Raw genomic sequence first — 17,625 nt, 5'->3', positions numbered from 1 at the left:
CATGCACAAGCTTTTCATCGACGATCTGCACAAGCACTACGGCAGCAACGAAGTCCTCAAGGGCGTTTCCCTCAAAGCGAACGCCGGCGACGTGATCAGCGTCATCGGCTCGTCGGGCTCGGGCAAGAGCACGATGCTGCGATGCATCAATTTTTTGGAGCAGCCTAGCGCCGGACGTATTTATGTCGACGGCGAAGAGGTGCGCACGAATAAGAGCAAGAGCGGCGCGCTGCGCGTTTCCGATCCGAAGCAGTTGCAGCGCGTGCGCACGAAGCTGTCGATGGTGTTTCAGCATTTCAACCTCTGGGCGCATATGAATGTGCTCGAGAACGTGGTTGAAGCGCCCGTGCATGTCTTGGGGCTGGCGCGACGCGAAGCCGAGGAGCGCGCGCGGATGTATCTCGAAAAGGTGGGGCTTGCGCCGCGGCTCGAGAAGCAATACCCATCGCACCTATCGGGCGGGCAACAGCAACGCGTCGCGATTGCGCGAGCCTTGGCGATGAACCCCGACGTCATGCTGTTCGACGAGCCTACTTCGGCGCTCGATCCCGAGCTCGTGGGCGAAGTGTTGAAGGTCATGCAAAAGCTCGCCGAGGAAGGGCGAACGATGATCGTCGTCACGCACGAGATGGGCTTTGCGCGCAACGTGTCGAATCACGTGATGTTTCTGCATCAGGGCCGAGTCGAAGAGGAAGGCAAGCCCGACGAAGTGTTCGGCAACACCAAGAGCGAACGGCTCCGGCAGTTTTTGTCGGGCAGCTTGAAGTAGGGTGCTCTCGGGCGGTTTCCAATCGAAGCGTTCGACCGAGGGATCGGTCGCGGACGCGATTCCGGCTTTCCCCAAACTCCTCGCGATTCGAGTCCCCTAGGCGCGGCCACGTCGGTCGGCATCGGCCGAACGCACCAATCTCGCCGCTCGTTCGCACCGCCTCCCGCACACTTCCCACACACCGGGCTTCACAGAGCGGCTACGCACTTACCTCACCCAATATTTCGCGTCAATACCCGAAATCCTGAACGACACCGCTGCACAACCTGTGAGTGCATTGCTGCACTACATCCGGCAAGGCGCGGCGGGCGGCCGCGGCCACGCGTCCCAGCATCTGGATATGGCAATTTAGAGACACCCGCTAGCAAGACTACGATTTGCTTGGCGACTGGCATGTATTTTTGCTAAATTAGTAACCAAAGTAGCAAAACAAAGTTCTACAAATGTAGTTTTACTTCAAACGAGGAGACACCGCCCCACGAGCGGCCTCGAACCCGAGCGCAGCGCGAGAGGCCTACCAAGCCCGCAGCTCGCCCTCGAGCGTTCCGATGGATCTCCTCCACAACAAGATTCCCGCTCGGGCGATGCTCTCGCCCGAGCGCTATTCGCAGTAGTGGCTTCACTTTTGACAGGGTAATGGAGGAGAAGATGAAAAAAGCTTTGCTCGCCGCGGCGCTCATGTCGGCTGGCGTCATCGCGCACGCACAAAGCAGCGTGACGCTGTATGGCCGTGTGGATGCCGGTATCGAGTATATGACGGGCATCCCCAACGCTACGGGCGGCGGCTCGAGCTCGCGTTTCCGCGCGGAAAGCGGTGACTGGGGCACGAGCCTGTGGGGCTTGAAGGGCGTCGAAGACATCGGCGGCGGTAACCAAGTCCTGTTCAAGTTGGAAAACGGCTTCAACCTGATGAACGGTGCGCTGCAAAGCACGCTCTTCAATCGGTGGGCGACGGTCGGTCTCGCCAACCCGACCTACGGTACGTTCACGATGGGCCGCATGCTCTACATCGCGAACGGCGTGTGGGACTTCGATCCGTTCGGTCAATCGAGCTGGTCGTCGGCGTCGCTCGTGCGTGGCCGCAACTGGCCGCAGTCGAGCAACAACGTCGCGTACCAATCGCCGAAGTGGAATGGCTTCGACATCTACGGTCAGTACGCGCTGTCGAACCAGACGAGCTGGAACGGCAACGGGTCGGGTCCGCAAGGGCGTGAAGCCGGTCTGCAACTGACGTACACGAGCTCGCTGTTCCAAGTGCGCGGCATTTACGACGAAATCCGCAATCCGGCGAGCGGCATGCTGAACGGCGCCGATGGCGCATTCTCGTTCTCGCGTGAGTACACGGCTGCTGCGAACGTGTTCCTCGGTCCGATCAAGCTGCAGGCCGCATACCAAGCGATCCGTACGTCGGGCGCCACCGGTGTAGCCGCCGGCACGCCGACGACGCTCGACCACGAATGGGGTGGCGTGACGTGGCAAGCCACGCCGGCGCTGGCTGCCATCGCTGCGGTTTATCACGTGAACGGCAACAATGGCGCAGGCAACGCGACGATCTACACGGTCGGCGGCACGTACAACCTGTCCAAGCGCACGTTGCTCGACATCCAGATCGCGACTGCCCGCAACAGCAAGAATGCGAACTTCAGCCTGGAAGCGAATGGCGTCGGCAATGCGGACAACCCGCTGCCCGGCCACAGCCAATCGGGCGTCTACGCCGGTATTCAGCACTCGTTCTAAGCGAGCGGCGTAGCCTAAAAGAACAGACTTAAACAGCTTTACAGTTTCACGCTGCTGCGAGAGGCGCGTATCGGTGCGGTGTCCCGTCAGGGCGTCGCACCGTTTTTTTTGTTCTATGTTTTCAACGTGGCAGTCAGACGACGAGCGAATTGCGCACTCGCATCGAGCGTGCGCGAAACGAGCGGCTATTCCAACCGCCCGCGCCCCGCTCTATCGCGTCACCGTTCCCGCGGCTTAAGCGCTAGGCTACCGAGAAGCCACTAGACCGCCGCCTCGTTTTCCTCGCCGGTACGGATGCGAATCACGCGCTCGACTTCGGTCACAAAGATCTTGCCGTCGCCGATCTTGCCCGTGCGCGCCGCGCCGATGATCGCGTCGATCACTTGATCGCACTGGGCCGCGGCGACCACCACCTCGATCTTCACCTTCGGCAGGAAATCCACGACGTACTCGGCGCCGCGATACAGCTCGGTGTGCCCCTTCTGGCGCCCAAACCCCTTCACTTCGGTCACCGTCAGCCCTGTCAGGCCCACTTCGGCCAGCGCTTCGCGCACTTCGTCGAGTTTGAACGGTTTGATGATGGCGGTAATGCGTTTCATAGCGTACCTCGTGAGATCACAACGAACTGAGAACGAACAAATGGACGAACGGATGAAGCGATTCTACGCCGCGACCACCGCAAGGCGGCCCGCGCCGCGACGCGACGCATTTACGCTTGAATCGGCTCCGCGTAACGCGAGGTGATCGGATAGCGCCAGTCGCGCCCGAACGCGCGATGAGTCACGCGGATGCCGATCGGCGCTTGGCGCCGCTTGTACTCGTTCAACTTGATGAGACGCGTGACGCGCGTGACGTCCGCGGGCGCATAGCCGGCTGCGACGATGTCGGAGAGCGATTTGTCCTCTTCCATATACATGCGCATGATGGCGTCGAGCACTTCGTAGGGCGGCAGGCTGTCCTGGTCGGTCTGGTTCTCGCGCAATTCGGCCGACGGCGCGCGCGTGAGAATGCGCTCGGGAATCACGTCGCGCGTGGCGAACTGCGTCGCGCTGTTGCGATAGTGGCACAGGCGATAGACAAGCGTTTTCGCAATGTCCTTGATGACGGCGAAGCCGCCCGCCATGTCGCCGTACAGCGTGCAATAGCCGACCGCCATTTCGCTCTTGTTGCCGGTCGTCAGCACGAGCGAGCCGAATTTGTTGGACAGCGCCATCAGCAGCGTGCCGCGGATGCGCGCCTGAATGTTCTCTTCCGTGGCGTCTTGCGGCAACCCCTCGAATTCGCTCGCAAGCGCACCGCCGAATGCGTCCATCATCGGCGCAATCGCGATTTCGTCGTAGCGCACGCCGACGCGCCGGGCCATCTCGGCCGCGTCCGAGGTCGAGATGTCGGCCGTGTAGCGCGAGGGCATCATCACGGCCCGCACGCGTTCGGGGCCGAGCGCATCGCAAGCGATCGCGAGCACGAGCGCCGAATCGACGCCGCCCGATAGGCCGATGATCGCCCCCGGAAACCCGTTCTTGCCGATGTAATCGCGCACGCCGAGCACCAGCGCCGCGTACGCCTGCGCCTCGAGCGATTCGGCGGGCGCGATCTCGGCTGGTACCGGGCGCGCGCCGTCGAATTGAACGATGGCGTGACCTTCCACGAACTGCGGCATGCGCGCCACCATCTGCCCTTGCGCATCGAGCACGAACGAGCCGCCGTCAAAAATGAGCTCGTCCTGCCCGCCCACGAGATTGACATAGACGACCGGCAGACCGGTTTCGGCAATGCGCGCGCGAACGATGTCGACGCGCGTCGCCTCCTTGTTCAAATGGTACGGAGACCCGTTAGGGATCAACAAAACCTGCGCGCCGGCTGCCTTCGCCATTTGCGCCGCCGATGCATGCCAGGCGTCCTCGCAGATGATCAGCCCGTACTTGACGCCGTCGAGGTCGAAGACGAACGGCGTCGTATCGGACGCGAAATAACGCTTTTCGTCGAACACTTCGGTGTTGGGCAAATCCTGCTTCAGATACGTGCCGGCGATCTTGCCGTCGACGATCAGCGAAGCGGCGTTGTACGTGTCGAAGGGCGCCGCGCCGCGCTCGATCGGCCGGTTTGCATTACCATGACCGCTCGCCGCCGCGGTTTCGGCAGGGGCCGATGGATCGGCCGCGCGGTGCGGGTGACCTACGATCACGCGCAGGCCAGAAAGCGGCGCAAGTTGCTCGGCCAGCTCGGCTAGCGCCGCCGCGCTCGCGGCGTAGAAGGCCGGACGCAGCAGCAGGTCTTCGGGCGGATAGCCCGATAGCGAGAGTTCGGGCGTGATGACCAGTTGCGCGCCGTCGCGATGCGCGGCGCGTGCGACGTCGACGATCTTGGCGATATTGCCGGCGAAATCGCCGACGGTAACGTTGATTTGTGCTAGAGCAATACGGGTGTTCATGGCAGTGCGCGGCAAGCGGCCGTGGCGGCCGGACGACTCGGCGAAATAAACGACAGGCGCGCAACGCGACAGGTGCGCATCGCGCCATCCCGAAGAATACAGTCGGACGACAGTTGAAACAGGAACGCATCGATTATCGCATGGGGCTACTGGACTCGCCGCTCGAGGTCGACGCGAGCGAATGGAACGCGCTCGTCGCGCGCCAGCCCCAGCCGACGCCGTTTTTGCGGCACGAGTTTCTGAGCGCATTGACGCTAACGAATTGCGCGACCGAAGAAACGGGTTGGGCGCCGCGCTTCGTGACGCTTGTCGATGGGCAAACAGGCGTGCTCGTGGCCGCCGCGCCGCTTTACGTCAAGCATCATTCCTACGGCGAATATGTGTTCGATTGGGCCTGGGCCGATGCCTATCAACGCAACGGGCTCGCCTACTACCCGAAGCTGGTCTGCGCCGTCCCTTTTACGCCCGTGCAAGGGACGCGACTCATCGCCGTCGACGATCAAGCACGCAGCCGGCTGGCGGCCACGCTCGTGGCATTGGCCGAGCAATCGGACGTGTCGTCGCTGCACGTGCTCTTTCCCACGGAATATGAGGCGGACACGCTCGAAGCACTAGGCATGATGCGGCGCGAAGGCATCCAGTTTCACTGGCTCAACGACGGCTATCGCGACTTCGACGAATTTCTCTCCACGCTTGAACAAAAGAAGCGCAAAAACATACGCGCCGAGCGGCGCAAAGTGCGCGAAGCAGGCGTCACGTTCAGGCGCGTGCGCGGCGAGGACGCGACCGACGCCGATTGGCGTTTTTTCAATCGTTGTTATCGGCAGACGTATCGGGAGCATTTTTCGTCGCCGTATTTGAATCTCGATTTTTTTCGCATGATTGGGCAAACGATGCCCGAGAATCTGCTGCTCGTCATTGCGGAGCGCGAGGGGCGAGCCATCGCCAGTTCGCTGATCGTTTATCAGCGTGACGCGTCGGGCGGTGCGTTATACGGCCGCTATTGGGGCGCCCTCGAACATGTGCCGTGCTTGCACTTCGAGACGGCTTACTATCAGCCGCTCGAGTTTTGCATCGAGGAAAAGCTCGCTGTGTTCGAGGGCGGCGCGCAAGGCGAGCATAAGATGGCGCGCGGCTTTATGCCGACCGTCACGCATTCGGCGCATTGGCTTGCGCACCCCGCTTATTCCGACGCCGTCGCCCGCTTTCTGGAAAACGAATCGAACCTCGTTCACGCGCATTTCGACGAATTGCGCGAACATGATCCGTTCAAGAAGCGGTAGGGGGAGATGTGATGCGCACATGCCAACGCTAGTTGCTCAGGAAGTCCCAATCGGCCGCACTCCGCGATATATAGGTCCCCGCAGGTAGCTTATGGCCGTGGATAAAAAATAGCGAGGCCAGCCCAAGCCGTTTCCACACGGACACCTTGCGGTGATTGATGAGGAAGACCATGATCGACAGGCCTATCCAAGTCGCCAGGAAGATATCGAGCACGACCACTACGATGCTGCCGAGATCGCCGACATCCGCGTAGCACACCGTCGGGAGCAAGGCGAGCACTAGCGCCGGTAGCCTCTCGCGCGTCATGCTTGCTCTGCCTCATCGATGTAGCTGATCAGCCGCCACTCCACGGCCACCGTTTGCTTACGAACGCCCAGCCGTTCATCCAACCAGGCGAATGCGCGCGGCCGATAGACCGTCAGCGAAGGTAACGCTACCCCCTTGGGAAATCGATATTCCGCATCGGCGACCATGCCTTTCGACAAAGCCGTACGCCACACGCCCTTTTCTGGGCACGATTCTCCCGTCTGCGCGATGGTCCCGATCGGCAATCGCGTCTCGGCCGGCGGAGCGATTTCCGTCTGCGAGACGTGATCGGGTTTGGCCAGAGGCAGACCGGTAGCCGGATCGAGATGTTTTTCTTCGCTTAAGCGCTTGATGAGGTCGTCGGACGGTTTTGGCGGAGGTACGGCCGCCGCTTGGTCCTTTTCCCACTGGAAGGTGCCATCCCATGCGGGGAGCGGTGCCGGAGGCAGCGGCACGATCTTGTCGATGTCGGGGACCCTCGGATTGCGGCCATCGTTGTCGTTGATGAATTGTCGAATGAGGCGATAACGTCGCGATCGCTCTGCGTCTTTCCCCTCGCCGGTATAGCTTAGCCTGTCGCCTTCAGAAACACCTGAAAACGCAGCTTCCAACGACAGCGCGCCTTGCGCTTCTCCCGCTGCTACCGCTTTCTGGAATGCAATGATCGCATCCGGATAGTGTTTGTCTGCTTGGAAATCGATGCCCAACGTGTTCGCTGCTTTGCCGTGGCCTTGGTCCGCTGCGCATTGCCACATCTGCCGAGCAATCGCGGGGGCATTGTCGATCGGTGCGAGCTTTTGCCCGACGTAGAACTGCGCGTCCGGGTTGCCCAAGTCCGCCGCTTTGCGCATGTAGCGTAAAGCCATTTCCGCATCCTGCTTCAGGCCATACCCCAATTCAAGATAATGAGCGATGTCGTAATAGCCGCCCGGCACGCCTTGATTCACGAGTTGCGCAGCGAGGTCGATCGTTTCCTTGGGCGCGTCGGGCGAATCCGCGAAGCCCTGAGACACCAGCAGTTGCAAATTTTGATTCGCCTTGTAATGCCCGTACGCCGCGGCGATCCGGTAATACCGAGCGATATCGTTGAAGCTCTTCTCACCATCTTGCTTCTGCAGATAACGCCCGAACTGAAACAGCTTGTCCGCATCGGCATCGAGGGCAGGCAAATGATCCGCCTCATGCACACACGTAAACGCGAGATTAGCCCGCACGGCGCTCATGTCGGGTAGTGAAGCCAACGGGTCCTCCCTATGATTGCAGGCGCAGACGAACCCCGCCAGCAATGTGATCAATGCACGTTTGTTCATCGTTCAGTCTAAATAGCTGCGGGAGGACGACGTGCGCATAAAGCCGACGAGCGATGCAACCGGAGCCATTTTCGCATTCGCGTAGCTGAAGCCGCCACTCCACGGCCACCGTTTGCTTACGAACGCCCAGCCGTTCATCCAAGCTGGCGAATGCGCGCGGCCGATAGACCGTCAGCGAAGGTAACGCTACCCCCTTGGGAAATCGATATTCCGCATCGGCGACCATGCCTTTCGACAAAGCCGCACGCCACACGCCCTTTTCTGGGCACGATTCTCCCGTCTGCGCGATGGTCCCGATCGGCAATCGCGTCTCGGCCGGCGGAGCGATTTCCGTCTGCGAGACATGATCGGGTTTGGCCAGAGGCAGACCGGTAGCCGGATCGAGATGTTTTTCTTCGCTTAGGCGCTTGATGAGGTCGTCGGACGGTTTTGGCGGAGGTACGGCCGCCGCTTGGTCCTTTTCCCACTGGAAGGTGCCATCCCATGCGGGGAGCGGTGCGGGCGGCAGCGGCACGATCTTGTCTATGTCGAGGACTTTCGGGTTGCGGCCATCGTTGTCGTCGAGAAATTTGCCGATCAGCTTGTAGCGACGGGAGCGCTCTGGGTCATGCGGTAACGCAATATAGTTCAACTGGTCCGAAGGAGGAGGATCGTTGAATCCATATTCAAGAAATGATGCTGCCGACCTGTCTCCCGATCCGACCCCCAGTTGGAAAACCTTGACGGCTTCCGCGTAGAATTTATCGGCTTGTAGATCGACGCCTAATGTGTTCGCCGCCTTGCCGTGTCCCTGGTCTGCCGCGCACCGCCACATCTGCTTCGCAATCGCCGGCGCCACATCGACTGGCGCCAGCTTTTCGCCAACGTAGTATTGCGCATCCGGGTTGCCCAAGTCGGCCGCCTTGCGCATATAGCGCAGCGCCATTTCCGTATCTTGTTTCAGACCATATCCGAGCTCAAGGTAGTGCCCAATGTCATAGTACCCGCCGGGTATCCCTTGATTAACCAATTGCGCCGCAAGATCGACAGATTCCTTGGGCGCGTCGGGCGAATCCGCGAACCCTTGCGACACCAACAGTTGCAGGTTTTGATTCGCCTTGTAGTGGCGGTGCGCTGCGGCGATTCGGTAGTAGCGGGCGATATCGTTGAAGTCCTTCGGACCGTCTTTTTTTTCCAGATAGCGCCCGTACTGGAACAGTTTGTCCGCATCGCGATCGAGGACCGGTAGATGGTCGGCCTCGTGCACACAGGTAAAAGCGAGATTGGCGCGGACAGCGCTCATGTCGGGTAGCGAAGCCAACGGGCTCTCCTTATGGGTGCAGGCGCAAGCGAGGCCGGCCAGCAGTACGATCAACATTGTTCTGTTCATCGATTAATCCAGGCGGCTGCGAGCCGGTGAGGTACGCATGAAGCCAACGAGCGACGCTATCGGTGCCAGTTTGTCGCGCTGGTTTTTAGCATTCCGCGTAATGATCCGATCCCACAGCACGTACGCCTCTGCCACATCGTCCTGCGCCCCCTGCCCCTTCGTATGGATGTTCCACAACCGCTTTCGCAGCGACGACGCCACCGCACCGTTCTCGTGGCAAATATTGAGCTCGCTGTCGACTTCCATGCTGCGCATGTTGACGTTGGCCGAGCCCAAGGTCATGAACGCGTCGTCGACGATCATCAGCTTCGCATGCACGTACACGTAGTCCCACTTGTCCGGCGGGGAATCCGGCGCGACCAGCGTACAAACGTGTACCTTCAGGCCAGGGATGTCGCTCGGCACGATGGTCTTCTCGGGCGGCTTCTTCATTTCTCTCTCGAGCGCGGCCCGCGTCGCCTTTGCCTGCGCGAGCTTTTGTTGCGCGTCAGCCGCCTGCTTGCCTACCGCGTCGGTGCCGGCGTACTGCTGCACTTCATATGCGCCGATGATCGCGTCATTGGCCTGCTCCTGCTGCGCCAGTGCTTGGTCGTATTCGCTGCGAAGCTGCGCCTGACGCGCATCCTCGCGCTCCAATGTGGCCACACCCGGAATCGTGTCGGCGCGCCCGAGCGCTTCCAACATTCGGTACGTGCTGACAGTTCCCGCACCGATCCCTTCGTCGTTCGAATTGGTGACAACGAACAGGCGCAGCGGACCGTGCTTGCCCGGGTCGCGTCCCCATGCAAGGTGGGCCTTCGCCGCCGCTTTGAGCTTGTCGGCCAGCGGCGGGAATCGGAAATACTGGTTTTCGACGTAGACGAAGTTAGCCGTATTATTGACGGCGTTCATGTACAACGCCTTGATGTCCTGCTTTGCGTACTGTGACTGGGTGCGCAGGATCTGCGCCATCAGTGGCGTATCGAAGTCGCGGCGCAATGCCAACCGAGACTCCAGCGCTTTCCGCGCTTGAGTGAGGCTCTGCCCGGTAGCGTCGTCCCACGCCTCGCAAAAGTTCTGGTTCAGATCGCAGAGAATGGGGCCTGTCACGCGGCTGGAGATGTCTTGCCGGGGATGGGTACCGCAGCGCCCCATCTGTGGATGCATGCGGATGCTGCTGTGGTCGTCGCGGTCCCAGTAAGCGTCGAGCGTGTTGTGCCCCATCACGAAGCCGACCGCGTCCGCGGGGTTCTCGTAGTCGACCAATACCATTTTCTGATGATGCGTCGGCTCGGCGGTCATCGCCGCAGCGTTCGCATCTTTCGATGCGCTGCTGCGCTTAGTGTCGGCGGCCTGCGTATACGAGCGCCACGCGATCTCCACCCGCTGCCACAGGGTGAAGTCTCTCGCGTGGCGAACTCGATGTTGTCGAAGGCCTTGTGACGCAGCGCGTAGTTCGCCGCCGAAGTGGCAAGATATTTGGCCTCGGTCACCGGATCGGCGGACTGCAACGCCGTGAGACGGGTCACGTTAGTGAGGTTCGCACGCCTATACCAAAGTTGGTCGAACTCCCGCTGGGTCGAGTTGCGCGTATCGGAGCCGATGAGGGACGCCAGGTTGTTGCCGGGCATCATATTCTCGGAGAACTGGGCGACGCGCAGGTCATCGCACCACACTAGCAATCGTATCTTGACGCCCTGCTTGCCCTTGGCCTCGAGCAACTGGCCGATCGGCACGGCATCGCTGCCGCCCCGCTTGAAGTACATCGAGGGCTGGAAACCCCAGCAAATGATGTCGACGCTGTGCTTGGCGGCCATGATGGCGTCAAACACCGCGCCGAACGCCTCCTCGCCGTTCACGAGCGGCCGAAACGTCGCGTGCTTTGGCTTGTATTCCGTGCGCTGCACGAACCAGCGCCACGTAATCGTCCCTTGATTGGTTTCGTTCAGCGCGATAGGAACCGTTATCGTCTCGGTCGACAATTTGAAGCCCTCGGATTCGAATTCGTTTTGTTTCTTCGCTTTCTTGCTCGGACGGCTCTCTCAAGCATACTTGCCGAACGAGCCAGAGCTTGACATACAATTTCGCAAATCGGAATCCGGCTCCAACAACCGCGAATCAATGACGATGGCTTGGTTTCTCTATTTGATCGAGTGCGCGGACGGCAGCCTCTATACGGGCATCGCGACCGACGTGGACGCGCGCTATGCCAAGCACGTAAGCGGCAAGGGCGCCCGCTACACGCGCGCGCGCAAGCCCATTGCGCTGCTCGCGTCGTTCGAGCTTGCGGACCGTTCGAGCGCCTTGCGCGCCGAATATCGTGTCAAGCAGCTCTCGCCGGCAGACAAGCGCGCGCTTGCAGCCGGCACGCGTACGCTGGAATCGGTGCTTCCCGACCCCGAGAGAGCGGGCGGCGAGCACGAGGCCGATGGCCTCGCGCAACCATAACCCGCCCTACACGCGTTACTTCTTGAAGTTCGCGACGCCTTCGGTGATTTCCTTGTGAGCGGCGTCGATGTCGGCCCAGCCCTCGACCTTCACCCACTTGCCCTTCTCCAGCGCCTTGTATTGCTCGAAGAAGTGCTTGATCTGATCTTTCAGATAGCCGGGAACATCGTCGATAGACTTCATGTGCGCCGTCATCGGGCACAGCTTGTCGTGCGGCACGGCAACGAGCTTCGCATCGACGCCGGATTCGTCGGTCATCTGCAACATGCCGAGCGCGCGCGAGCGCACCACGCAGCCCGGAATCAACGGGAACGGCGTGATCACGAGCACGTCGACGGGATCGCCGTCGCCCGACAGCGTTTGCGGAATGTAGCCGTAGTTCACCGGGTAGCGCATGCCCGTGCCAATGAAGCGGTCGACGACGAGCAGACCCAGCTCCTTGTCCGCTTCGTATTTGACCGGATCGCTTTGCGCGGGGATTTCGATGACGACGTTGAAGTCTTGCGGCAGATCCTTGCCCGCGGGGACGTGATTGAAGCTCATGGCGTTCTCTTGACGAAATGGAAACGGGAAAACGTTGGCTCGCGACGCCGAACCTGGGAGTGGCCGCAGTCGATACGGACGACGGCACACGGCCGAACGGCGTGCAGGCTCGCCGGGCGAAGGCCGCCGGCGCGGGCGGCAAGCATTGCGCGCCATTATAGCCGAGCGGCGGATACCCACTTTGCGGCGGATCGGGCCATAATCACCGTCGCGTAACGTTACGACTGACCGTTCTGATTCGCGCTACCCCAAAAGGAGCTCTGAATGGAAGACGCGCAGCACTTCGTCGCCGGCAACTGGACATCCCCTTCGAGCGGGGAGTCGATCGACGTGATCGATCCGTCCGACGGGCAGGTCTTTTCGCAAATCGCGCGCGGCAACGCAGCCGATATCGACTCGGCCGTGCGCGCCGCCCGGGCAACCTACGAGGGTCCGTGGGGACACACGAGCGCCGCCGAACGCGGCCGCATCCTCTTTCGGCTCTCGATGCTGATAGCAGCCCGCGGCGAGGAACTCGCGCGTCTCGAAGCCCGCGACACCGGCAAGCCGCTGCGCGAAGCGCGCGCCGACGCCGCCGCGCTCGCGCGCTACTTCGAGTTCTACGCCGGCGCGTGCGACAAGCTCCACGGCGAGACGCTCCCCTATCAAGCCGGCTACACGGTCATGACCGTGCGCGAGCCGCACGGCGTCACGGGGCATATCGTGCCCTGGAACTATCCGATGCAAATCTTCGGGCGCAGCGTCGGCGCAGCGCTCGCCGCGGGCAACGCCTGCGTCGTCAAGCCCTCCGAGGATGCCTGCTTATCGCTGTTACACGTGGCCTCTCTGGGGGCCGAGGCGGGTCTACCCGCCGGTGCGCTCAACATTGTCACGGGCTATGGCGCCGAAGCGGGCGCCGCGCTCGCGCGGCATCCGGGCGTCGACCACATTTCGTTCACGGGCTCGCCCAGCGTGGGCACGCTCGTCACGCAATTGGCCGCCGAGCACCACGCGCCGGTCACCCTCGAGCTCGGCGGCAAATCGCCGCAGATCGTCTTCGCCGATGCGGATCTCGACGCTGCGTTGCCCATGCTGATGGCGGCCATCGTGCAGAACGCCGGACAAACCTGTTCCGCGGGCAGCCGCGTACTGATCGAGCGCGCGATCTATACGCCGCTCGTCGAGCGCCTCCGAGCGGCGTTCGACGCCTTGCGCGTAGGCCCGAGCGAGCTCGATCTCGACTGCGGTCCCCTCATCAACGCCAAGCAGCATGGCCGTGTCGCTCAATACGTCGACAACGCTCGACGCGACGGGATCCGGCTCGCGGCTCAAGGCCAGATCGTCCCCGATGCGCCACGCGGCGGCTTCTATCAAGCGCCGGCCCTCTTCGTCGACGTCCCGGCCGAGCACCGCATCGCCCAAGAAGAAATCTTCGGGCCTGTGCTCGCGGCCACGCCCTTCGATGACGAAGCGCAAGCGTTGGCGCTCGCGAACGGCACGCGCTACGGGCTCGTCGCGGGCGTCTGGACCCGCGACGGCGCGCGTCAGCTGCGCCTCGCGCGGCGTCTGCGCGCGGGACAGATCTTCGTGAACAACTACGGCGCAGGCGGCGGGGTCGAACTGCCGTTCGGCGGCACGGGCCAATCGGGACACGGACGCGAGAAAGGCTTCGAAGCGCTTTACGGTTTCACCACGCTCAAGACGATCGCGATTCGTCACGGATAGGACAGTAGTAGGCACGCGTCGCCCACGCACACGCACACGCAGACGCACACGCAGACGCAGACGCACACGCACACGGTCCATCGAGCACGAACGCCGCGCCGCAGCGTTTCTCTAGCGTTGCAGCGGCATCACACCAAAACGACGCCCACGAGGCCAGGAGGAAGACATCATGCGATTGCAAGGCAAGACGGCCGTCGTCACCGGCGCAGGCTCCGGTTTCGGCGAGGGAATCGCGAAGACGTTCGCGCGCGAAGGCGCCAATGTCGTCGTCAACGATTTGAACGGCGCGGCCGCCGGGCGCGTGGCCAGCGAGATCGCGCTGGCCGGTGGCCGCGCGATCTTCGTCGCCGGCGACGTGACCAAGATCGACGATTGGCACGCCTTGCGCGAAGCGGCGCTCGAGGACTTCGGCAGCGTGCAAATCGTCGTCAACAACGCCGGCACGACGCATCGAAACAAGCCCGTGCTGGAAGTGACGGAAGCCGAATTCGATCGCGTCTACGCGGTCAACGTGAAGAGCCTCTATTGGAGCGTGCAGGCCTTCGTGCCGTACTTTCGCGAGCAAAAGGCAGGCGCCTTCGTCAATATCGCTTCGACGGCGGCCGTGCGTCCGCGCCCGGGGCTCGTTTGGTACAACGGCAGCAAGGGCGCCGTCATCGTCGCGAGCAAAGCGCTCGCCGCCGAACTGGGCCCCGATCGCATTCGCGTGAATTGCGTGAACCCGGTCATCGGCGAAACCGGACTGCTCACCGAGTTCATGGGCTGCGAAGACACCCCGGAGAACCGTCAACGCTTCTTGGCCGGCATCCCGCTCGGCCGTTTCTCGACGCCGCAGGACGTGGCCAACGCCGCGCTCTATCTCGCATCCGACGACGCCGCCTTCATCACCGGCGTGAGCCTCGAAGTCGACGGCGGCCGCTGCGTCTGATAGCTTTGCCGCCAGTTTCACCTCACGATCGCATTCACATAACGAAGAGGAGACAGACCGTATGGCCAGCCCCAACCCCCTCGACCCCGTCGCCATCCCTGGCGCCGGCGCGCCTGCGTCGACCTTCGAAGAAGCCACCTACCGCAAGGTGTCGTGGCGGCTTCTGCCGCTCTTGCTCGTCTGCTATCTCGTCGCCTATTTGGACCGCGTCAACGTTGGCTTCGCCAAGTTGCAGATGGCGTCCGCCCTGCATCTGAGCGATGCCGTGTACGGCCTGGGCGCCGGCATCTTCTTTCTCGGCTACTTTCTGTTCGAAATTCCTAGCAACTTGATTCTGCATCGCGTCGGCGCGCGGCTATGGATCGCGCGCATCATGGTTTCATGGGGCGTCATTTCCGCGCTGACGATGTTCGTGACGACGCCGACCATGTTCTACGCGATGCGCTTTCTGCTGGGCCTCGCCGAGGCGGGCTTCTTCCCAGGCATCATCCTGTATCTGACCTATTGGTATCCCGCGCATCGACGCGGACGCATGACGACGTGGTTCATGACGGCCGTCGCACTCTCGGGCGTGGTCGGCGGCCCCGTCTCCGGCTATATCCTCAAAACGTTCGACGGCACCCACGGCTGGCAAGGCTGGCAATGGCTCTTTCTGCTCGAAGGGCTGCCTTCGGTGATCGCGGGCATCGCCGTCTTCTTCATGCTCGACGATCGCATCGACAATGCGAAGTGGCTCAGCACCGAAGAAAAGCAATTGCTGGCGCGCAACATCGGCGCCGAAGACGCAGGCAAGGAAGAATTGCCACTGCTGGCCGTGCTCGCGAGCGGCCGCGTCTGGCTCATGAGCTTCATCTATCTGTCGTTCGTGATGGGGCTGTACGGCGTGAGCTTTTGGTTGCCGACGATCATTAAAGCGACGGGCGTGAAGGATGCGTTCTCGATCGGCTTGCTGTCGGCGATTCCGTTCGCCGTCGCTGTCGTCGCCATGGTGCTCGTCGCGCGCAGCGCGGACAAACGTCGCGAGCGCCGCTGGCACGTCGCGCTGCCGGGTCTGGCGGGCGCACTCGGGCTCGTGCTCTCCGTCACCTGGGCGCACGACACGGCGCTTGCCATGGCGGCGCTCACGCTCGCCACTGCCGGCATCATCACCTCGCTGCCCTTGTTCTGGAGCTTGCCGACGGCGTTCCTCGCCGGCGCCGGCGCAGCCGCCGGCATCGCCATGGTCAATTCGATCGGCAATCTCGCGGGGTTCTTGAGCCCTTACGCCGTGGGCTGGCTCAAACAGGTCACGGGCGCAAACGATTCGGGCATGTACATGCTCGCCGCGTTCATGGTGCTCGGCGCGATACTGGCGCTCAGCGTGCCGGCGCGGCTCGTCAATAAATAGCTGGGCTGCGCACGTCCTTGCGCTTCGCCGCCGTCCGATGGATTTCGCTCGATCGCGACAGCCGGCGATGCATCGCGGGTTAGGCTGCACCTACCCAAGATGTCGTCTCGAAGCCGCAGCACCGCTGAACCGGAAGCCGCTCGACGCGAGCAACATTCGTAACTACGCCTTCAGGATCGAGTGACTTCGAAGCGCGCCTGCGGACAATATCCGCCGAACGCGCCCCGCATTCGACTAAACGATTTTCATCGCCAGCGCACTCGCACGATAGTGCTCGGCCGCTCGCGCCGTATCGCCTAGCTCCTCGAACAGCCGCGCGAGCGAGCGGTGCGTGCGGATCACGAGCGCATCGTTGTCCTCGGCCAGGCGCAGCGCCGATTCGAGGAAAGATTGTGCTTTGCCCCACAACTGCTGATGCAGACACAAACGGCCTAGCGCGAATAGCAGGTCGGGATCCTCCGGGCGTTCCTTGCGCCATGCTTCGGCTTTTTGAATCAACGGCAAGGCATCGTCGCCTGCCGTTTCCGGATAACGGCGCAAGAGCCGCGCGTCCCAGTTGTGCGCCAACGCGTCTTCCACGATCTTGCGCGCCTCCTGCTGCCGGTTCAATGCGATCAGCAGTTCGGCGGCCAGATCGGCGAGCCTAGGCGATTGGCGTTCGGCCGGCGAAAGCGAATGCCACAGCGCGAGCAGCGCATCGGGATCGTGACGACGATCGCGCAGCAGGTTTTCGGCCGCTTGCTGGCGCAGCCGCACAGCAACGGCCGGATGCAGGGCCTCGCGCTTTTCCAGCGTCTTGACGAGCTTGAGCACCTCGGCCCAATTCTTCAGTTGCTGCTGCGCGCGCAGCGCGATCTGCTGCGCGTGAATGCGCCGCGTGCCCTGCGCTTGCATCTCCGTGAGCGCCGAGAGCGCCCCTTCGGGATCGCGGCCGTCGGCGCGCATGTCCGCGCTCGCCATCAAGCGCGCATCCTGCCAATCGGGCGAATCGATGGCGGCGAGCCATTCGTCGCGACGCACGTACTCGCGCATCCGATGCGCGGCGACGGCCGCCACGAGCCCGGCCGCGCCTTTGTTCGCCTGCAGCGACAACGCATCGCGAGCCGCTTTTTCCGCGCGAGAAAAGCGCCCCGCATAGAGATTGCCGATGGCCTCGCGCAGCGCCGCATGGGCCTTCGCTTCCTTGGCGCGCACGCGATAAGCGGCGACGCGCTGCGGCATCGTCCATACGTTGCGTGCAATGCGAATGAGCGCGTAAAGCACGATGAACAGCGCGATCACGCCGACGACGACCAGGTTCAGCGACACATCGACGCGGTACGGCGGATAGACGATCAGCACCTGGCCCGCGTCGAAATGGCCTACCGTGGCCAGCACGACCGCAATCAGGAACAACAAGGCGAGCCACACGAGTCCTCGGATCGCCATCG

At 62.3% G+C, this 17,625-nt stretch carries 17 protein-coding genes; 8 read left to right on the top strand and 9 right to left on the bottom strand.

Annotated elements, in window-relative coordinates:
• Position 1 precedes the first annotated feature (1 nt).
• Positions 2-769: an ATP-binding cassette domain-containing protein gene (locus MMB74_RS16990; RefSeq protein WP_277429828.1), complete on the top strand. Its 768-nt coding sequence runs from the start codon at positions 2-4 to the stop codon at positions 767-769.
• Positions 770-1,417: 648 nt separating this feature from the next.
• A complete protein-coding gene (locus MMB74_RS16985) occupies positions 1,418-2,506 on the top strand; it encodes a porin (protein ID WP_277429827.1) in 1,089 nt (362 codons plus the stop codon).
• A 260-nt stretch (positions 2,507-2,766) separates the two neighbouring features.
• Here MMB74_RS16985 and MMB74_RS16980 read toward each other — a convergent pair whose 3' ends face one another.
• Positions 2,767-3,105, bottom strand: a complete 339-nt coding sequence (locus tag MMB74_RS16980; protein ID WP_102649078.1) for a P-II family nitrogen regulator — start codon at positions 3,103-3,105, stop codon at positions 2,767-2,769.
• Positions 3,106-3,215: 110 nt separating this feature from the next.
• Positions 3,216-4,937 carry an NAD+ synthase gene (locus MMB74_RS16975; RefSeq protein WP_277429826.1) on the bottom strand — a complete coding sequence of 574 codons (1,722 nt, stop codon included), beginning with the start codon at positions 4,935-4,937 and terminating at the stop codon, positions 3,216-3,218.
• Between the two features lie 113 nt (positions 4,938-5,050).
• On the opposite strand from MMB74_RS16975, the gene MMB74_RS16970 reads away from it, so the two are divergent.
• Positions 5,051-6,220: a GNAT family N-acetyltransferase gene (locus tag MMB74_RS16970; protein WP_277429825.1), complete on the top strand. Its 1,170-nt coding sequence runs from the start codon at positions 5,051-5,053 to the stop codon at positions 6,218-6,220.
• A gap of 28 nt (positions 6,221-6,248) precedes the next feature.
• On the opposite strand, the gene MMB74_RS16965 is transcribed toward MMB74_RS16970, so the two are convergent.
• Positions 6,249-6,527, bottom strand: coding sequence for a hypothetical protein (locus MMB74_RS16965; protein ID WP_277429824.1), 279 nt, complete (start codon positions 6,525-6,527; stop codon positions 6,249-6,251).
• The gene (locus MMB74_RS16960; RefSeq protein ID WP_346780685.1) at positions 6,524-7,474 is read right to left on the bottom strand and encodes a DUF6396 domain-containing protein; all 951 of its coding nucleotides are present in this window, start codon (positions 7,472-7,474) and stop codon (positions 6,524-6,526) included. The genes MMB74_RS16965 and MMB74_RS16960 overlap by 4 nt, the downstream gene beginning before the upstream one ends.
• Here MMB74_RS16960 and MMB74_RS27425 point away from each other — a divergent pair.
• A complete protein-coding gene (locus MMB74_RS27425) occupies positions 7,466-7,759 on the top strand; it encodes a hypothetical protein (protein ID WP_346780684.1) in 294 nt (97 codons plus the stop codon). The genes MMB74_RS16960 and MMB74_RS27425 overlap by 9 nt on opposite strands.
• Positions 7,760-7,778: 19 nt before the next feature.
• Here the strand turns inward: MMB74_RS27425 and MMB74_RS16955 are convergent, their stop codons facing one another.
• From MMB74_RS16955 to MMB74_RS27420, 3 genes are read right to left on the bottom strand one after another with little or no spacing between them, the layout of a single operon-like run.
• The gene (locus MMB74_RS16955) at positions 7,779-9,194 is read right to left on the bottom strand and encodes a sel1 repeat family protein (protein ID WP_277429822.1); all 1,416 of its coding nucleotides are present in this window, start codon (positions 9,192-9,194) and stop codon (positions 7,779-7,781) included.
• Positions 9,195-9,209: 15 nt separating this feature from the next.
• Positions 9,210-10,487, bottom strand: coding sequence for a phospholipase D-like domain-containing protein (locus MMB74_RS16950; protein WP_346780683.1), 1,278 nt, complete (start codon positions 10,485-10,487; stop codon positions 9,210-9,212).
• Complete coding sequence (locus tag MMB74_RS27420) at positions 10,484-11,167, bottom strand: hypothetical protein (protein WP_346780682.1); 684 nt, start codon at positions 11,165-11,167, stop codon at positions 10,484-10,486. Before MMB74_RS27420 ends, MMB74_RS16950 begins: the two co-directional genes overlap by 4 nt.
• A gap of 145 nt (positions 11,168-11,312) precedes the next feature.
• On the opposite strand from MMB74_RS27420, the gene MMB74_RS16945 reads away from it, so the two are divergent.
• Positions 11,313-11,633 (top strand): GIY-YIG nuclease family protein, encoded by a 321-nt coding sequence (locus tag MMB74_RS16945; RefSeq protein ID WP_277430027.1) that lies wholly within the window; start codon positions 11,313-11,315, stop codon positions 11,631-11,633.
• Between the two features lie 15 nt (positions 11,634-11,648).
• Here MMB74_RS16945 and ppa read toward each other — a convergent pair whose 3' ends face one another.
• The gene (gene ppa / locus MMB74_RS16940) at positions 11,649-12,176 is read right to left on the bottom strand and encodes an inorganic diphosphatase (RefSeq protein ID WP_277429821.1); all 528 of its coding nucleotides are present in this window, start codon (positions 12,174-12,176) and stop codon (positions 11,649-11,651) included.
• 264 nt (positions 12,177-12,440) lie between these two features.
• Here ppa and MMB74_RS16935 point away from each other — a divergent pair, with 264 nt between their 5' ends.
• The 3 genes from MMB74_RS16935 (at position 12,441) to MMB74_RS16925 (ending at position 16,195) form a co-directional block, all read left to right on the top strand.
• The gene (locus MMB74_RS16935; RefSeq protein WP_277429820.1) at positions 12,441-13,880 is read left to right on the top strand and encodes an aldehyde dehydrogenase family protein; all 1,440 of its coding nucleotides are present in this window, start codon (positions 12,441-12,443) and stop codon (positions 13,878-13,880) included.
• Positions 13,881-14,049: 169 nt separating this feature from the next.
• The gene (locus MMB74_RS16930; protein WP_277429819.1) at positions 14,050-14,808 is read left to right on the top strand and encodes an SDR family oxidoreductase; all 759 of its coding nucleotides are present in this window, start codon (positions 14,050-14,052) and stop codon (positions 14,806-14,808) included.
• Between the two features lie 61 nt (positions 14,809-14,869).
• Positions 14,870-16,195, top strand: coding sequence for an MFS transporter (locus tag MMB74_RS16925; protein ID WP_277429818.1), 1,326 nt, complete (start codon positions 14,870-14,872; stop codon positions 16,193-16,195).
• A gap of 234 nt (positions 16,196-16,429) precedes the next feature.
• Here MMB74_RS16925 and MMB74_RS16920 read toward each other — a convergent pair whose 3' ends face one another.
• Positions 16,430-17,623: a heme biosynthesis protein HemY gene (locus MMB74_RS16920; RefSeq protein ID WP_277429817.1), complete on the bottom strand. Its 1,194-nt coding sequence runs from the start codon at positions 17,621-17,623 to the stop codon at positions 16,430-16,432.
• Positions 17,624-17,625: the final 2 nt, after the last annotated feature.

The organism is Trinickia sp. Y13, from assembly GCF_029522115.1.
In the GTDB taxonomy this organism is placed as follows: domain Bacteria; phylum Pseudomonadota; class Gammaproteobacteria; order Burkholderiales; family Burkholderiaceae; genus Trinickia.
This window is presented reverse-complemented; position numbering and strand designations above follow the sequence as displayed.

Coding starts and splice junctions, on each gene's coding strand:
- MMB74_RS16990 (WP_277429828.1), top strand. CDS start 2: ATGCACAAGCTTTTCATCGACGATCTGCACAAGCACTACGGCAGCAAC.
- MMB74_RS16930 (WP_277429819.1), top strand. CDS start 14,050: ATGCGATTGCAAGGCAAGACGGCCGTCGTCACCGGCGCAGGCTCCGGT.
- MMB74_RS16955 (WP_277429822.1), bottom strand. CDS start 9,194: ATGTTGATCGTACTGCTGGCCGGCCTCGCTTGCGCCTGCACCCATAAG.
- MMB74_RS16945 (WP_277430027.1), top strand. CDS start 11,313: ATGGCTTGGTTTCTCTATTTGATCGAGTGCGCGGACGGCAGCCTCTAT.
- MMB74_RS16980 (WP_102649078.1), bottom strand. CDS start 3,105: ATGAAACGCATTACCGCCATCATCAAACCGTTCAAACTCGACGAAGTG.
- MMB74_RS16925 (WP_277429818.1), top strand. CDS start 14,870: ATGGCCAGCCCCAACCCCCTCGACCCCGTCGCCATCCCTGGCGCCGGC.
- MMB74_RS16975 (WP_277429826.1), bottom strand. CDS start 4,937: ATGAACACCCGTATTGCTCTAGCACAAATCAACGTTACCGTCGGCGAT.
- MMB74_RS16985 (WP_277429827.1), top strand. CDS start 1,418: ATGAAAAAAGCTTTGCTCGCCGCGGCGCTCATGTCGGCTGGCGTCATC.
- MMB74_RS16950 (WP_346780683.1), bottom strand. CDS start 10,487: ATGACCGCCGAGCCGACGCATCATCAGAAAATGGTATTGGTCGACTAC.
- ppa (WP_277429821.1), bottom strand. CDS start 12,176: ATGAGCTTCAATCACGTCCCCGCGGGCAAGGATCTGCCGCAAGACTTC.
- MMB74_RS16965 (WP_277429824.1), bottom strand. CDS start 6,527: ATGACGCGCGAGAGGCTACCGGCGCTAGTGCTCGCCTTGCTCCCGACG.
- MMB74_RS16920 (WP_277429817.1), bottom strand. CDS start 17,623: ATGGCGATCCGAGGACTCGTGTGGCTCGCCTTGTTGTTCCTGATTGCG.
- MMB74_RS16935 (WP_277429820.1), top strand. CDS start 12,441: ATGGAAGACGCGCAGCACTTCGTCGCCGGCAACTGGACATCCCCTTCG.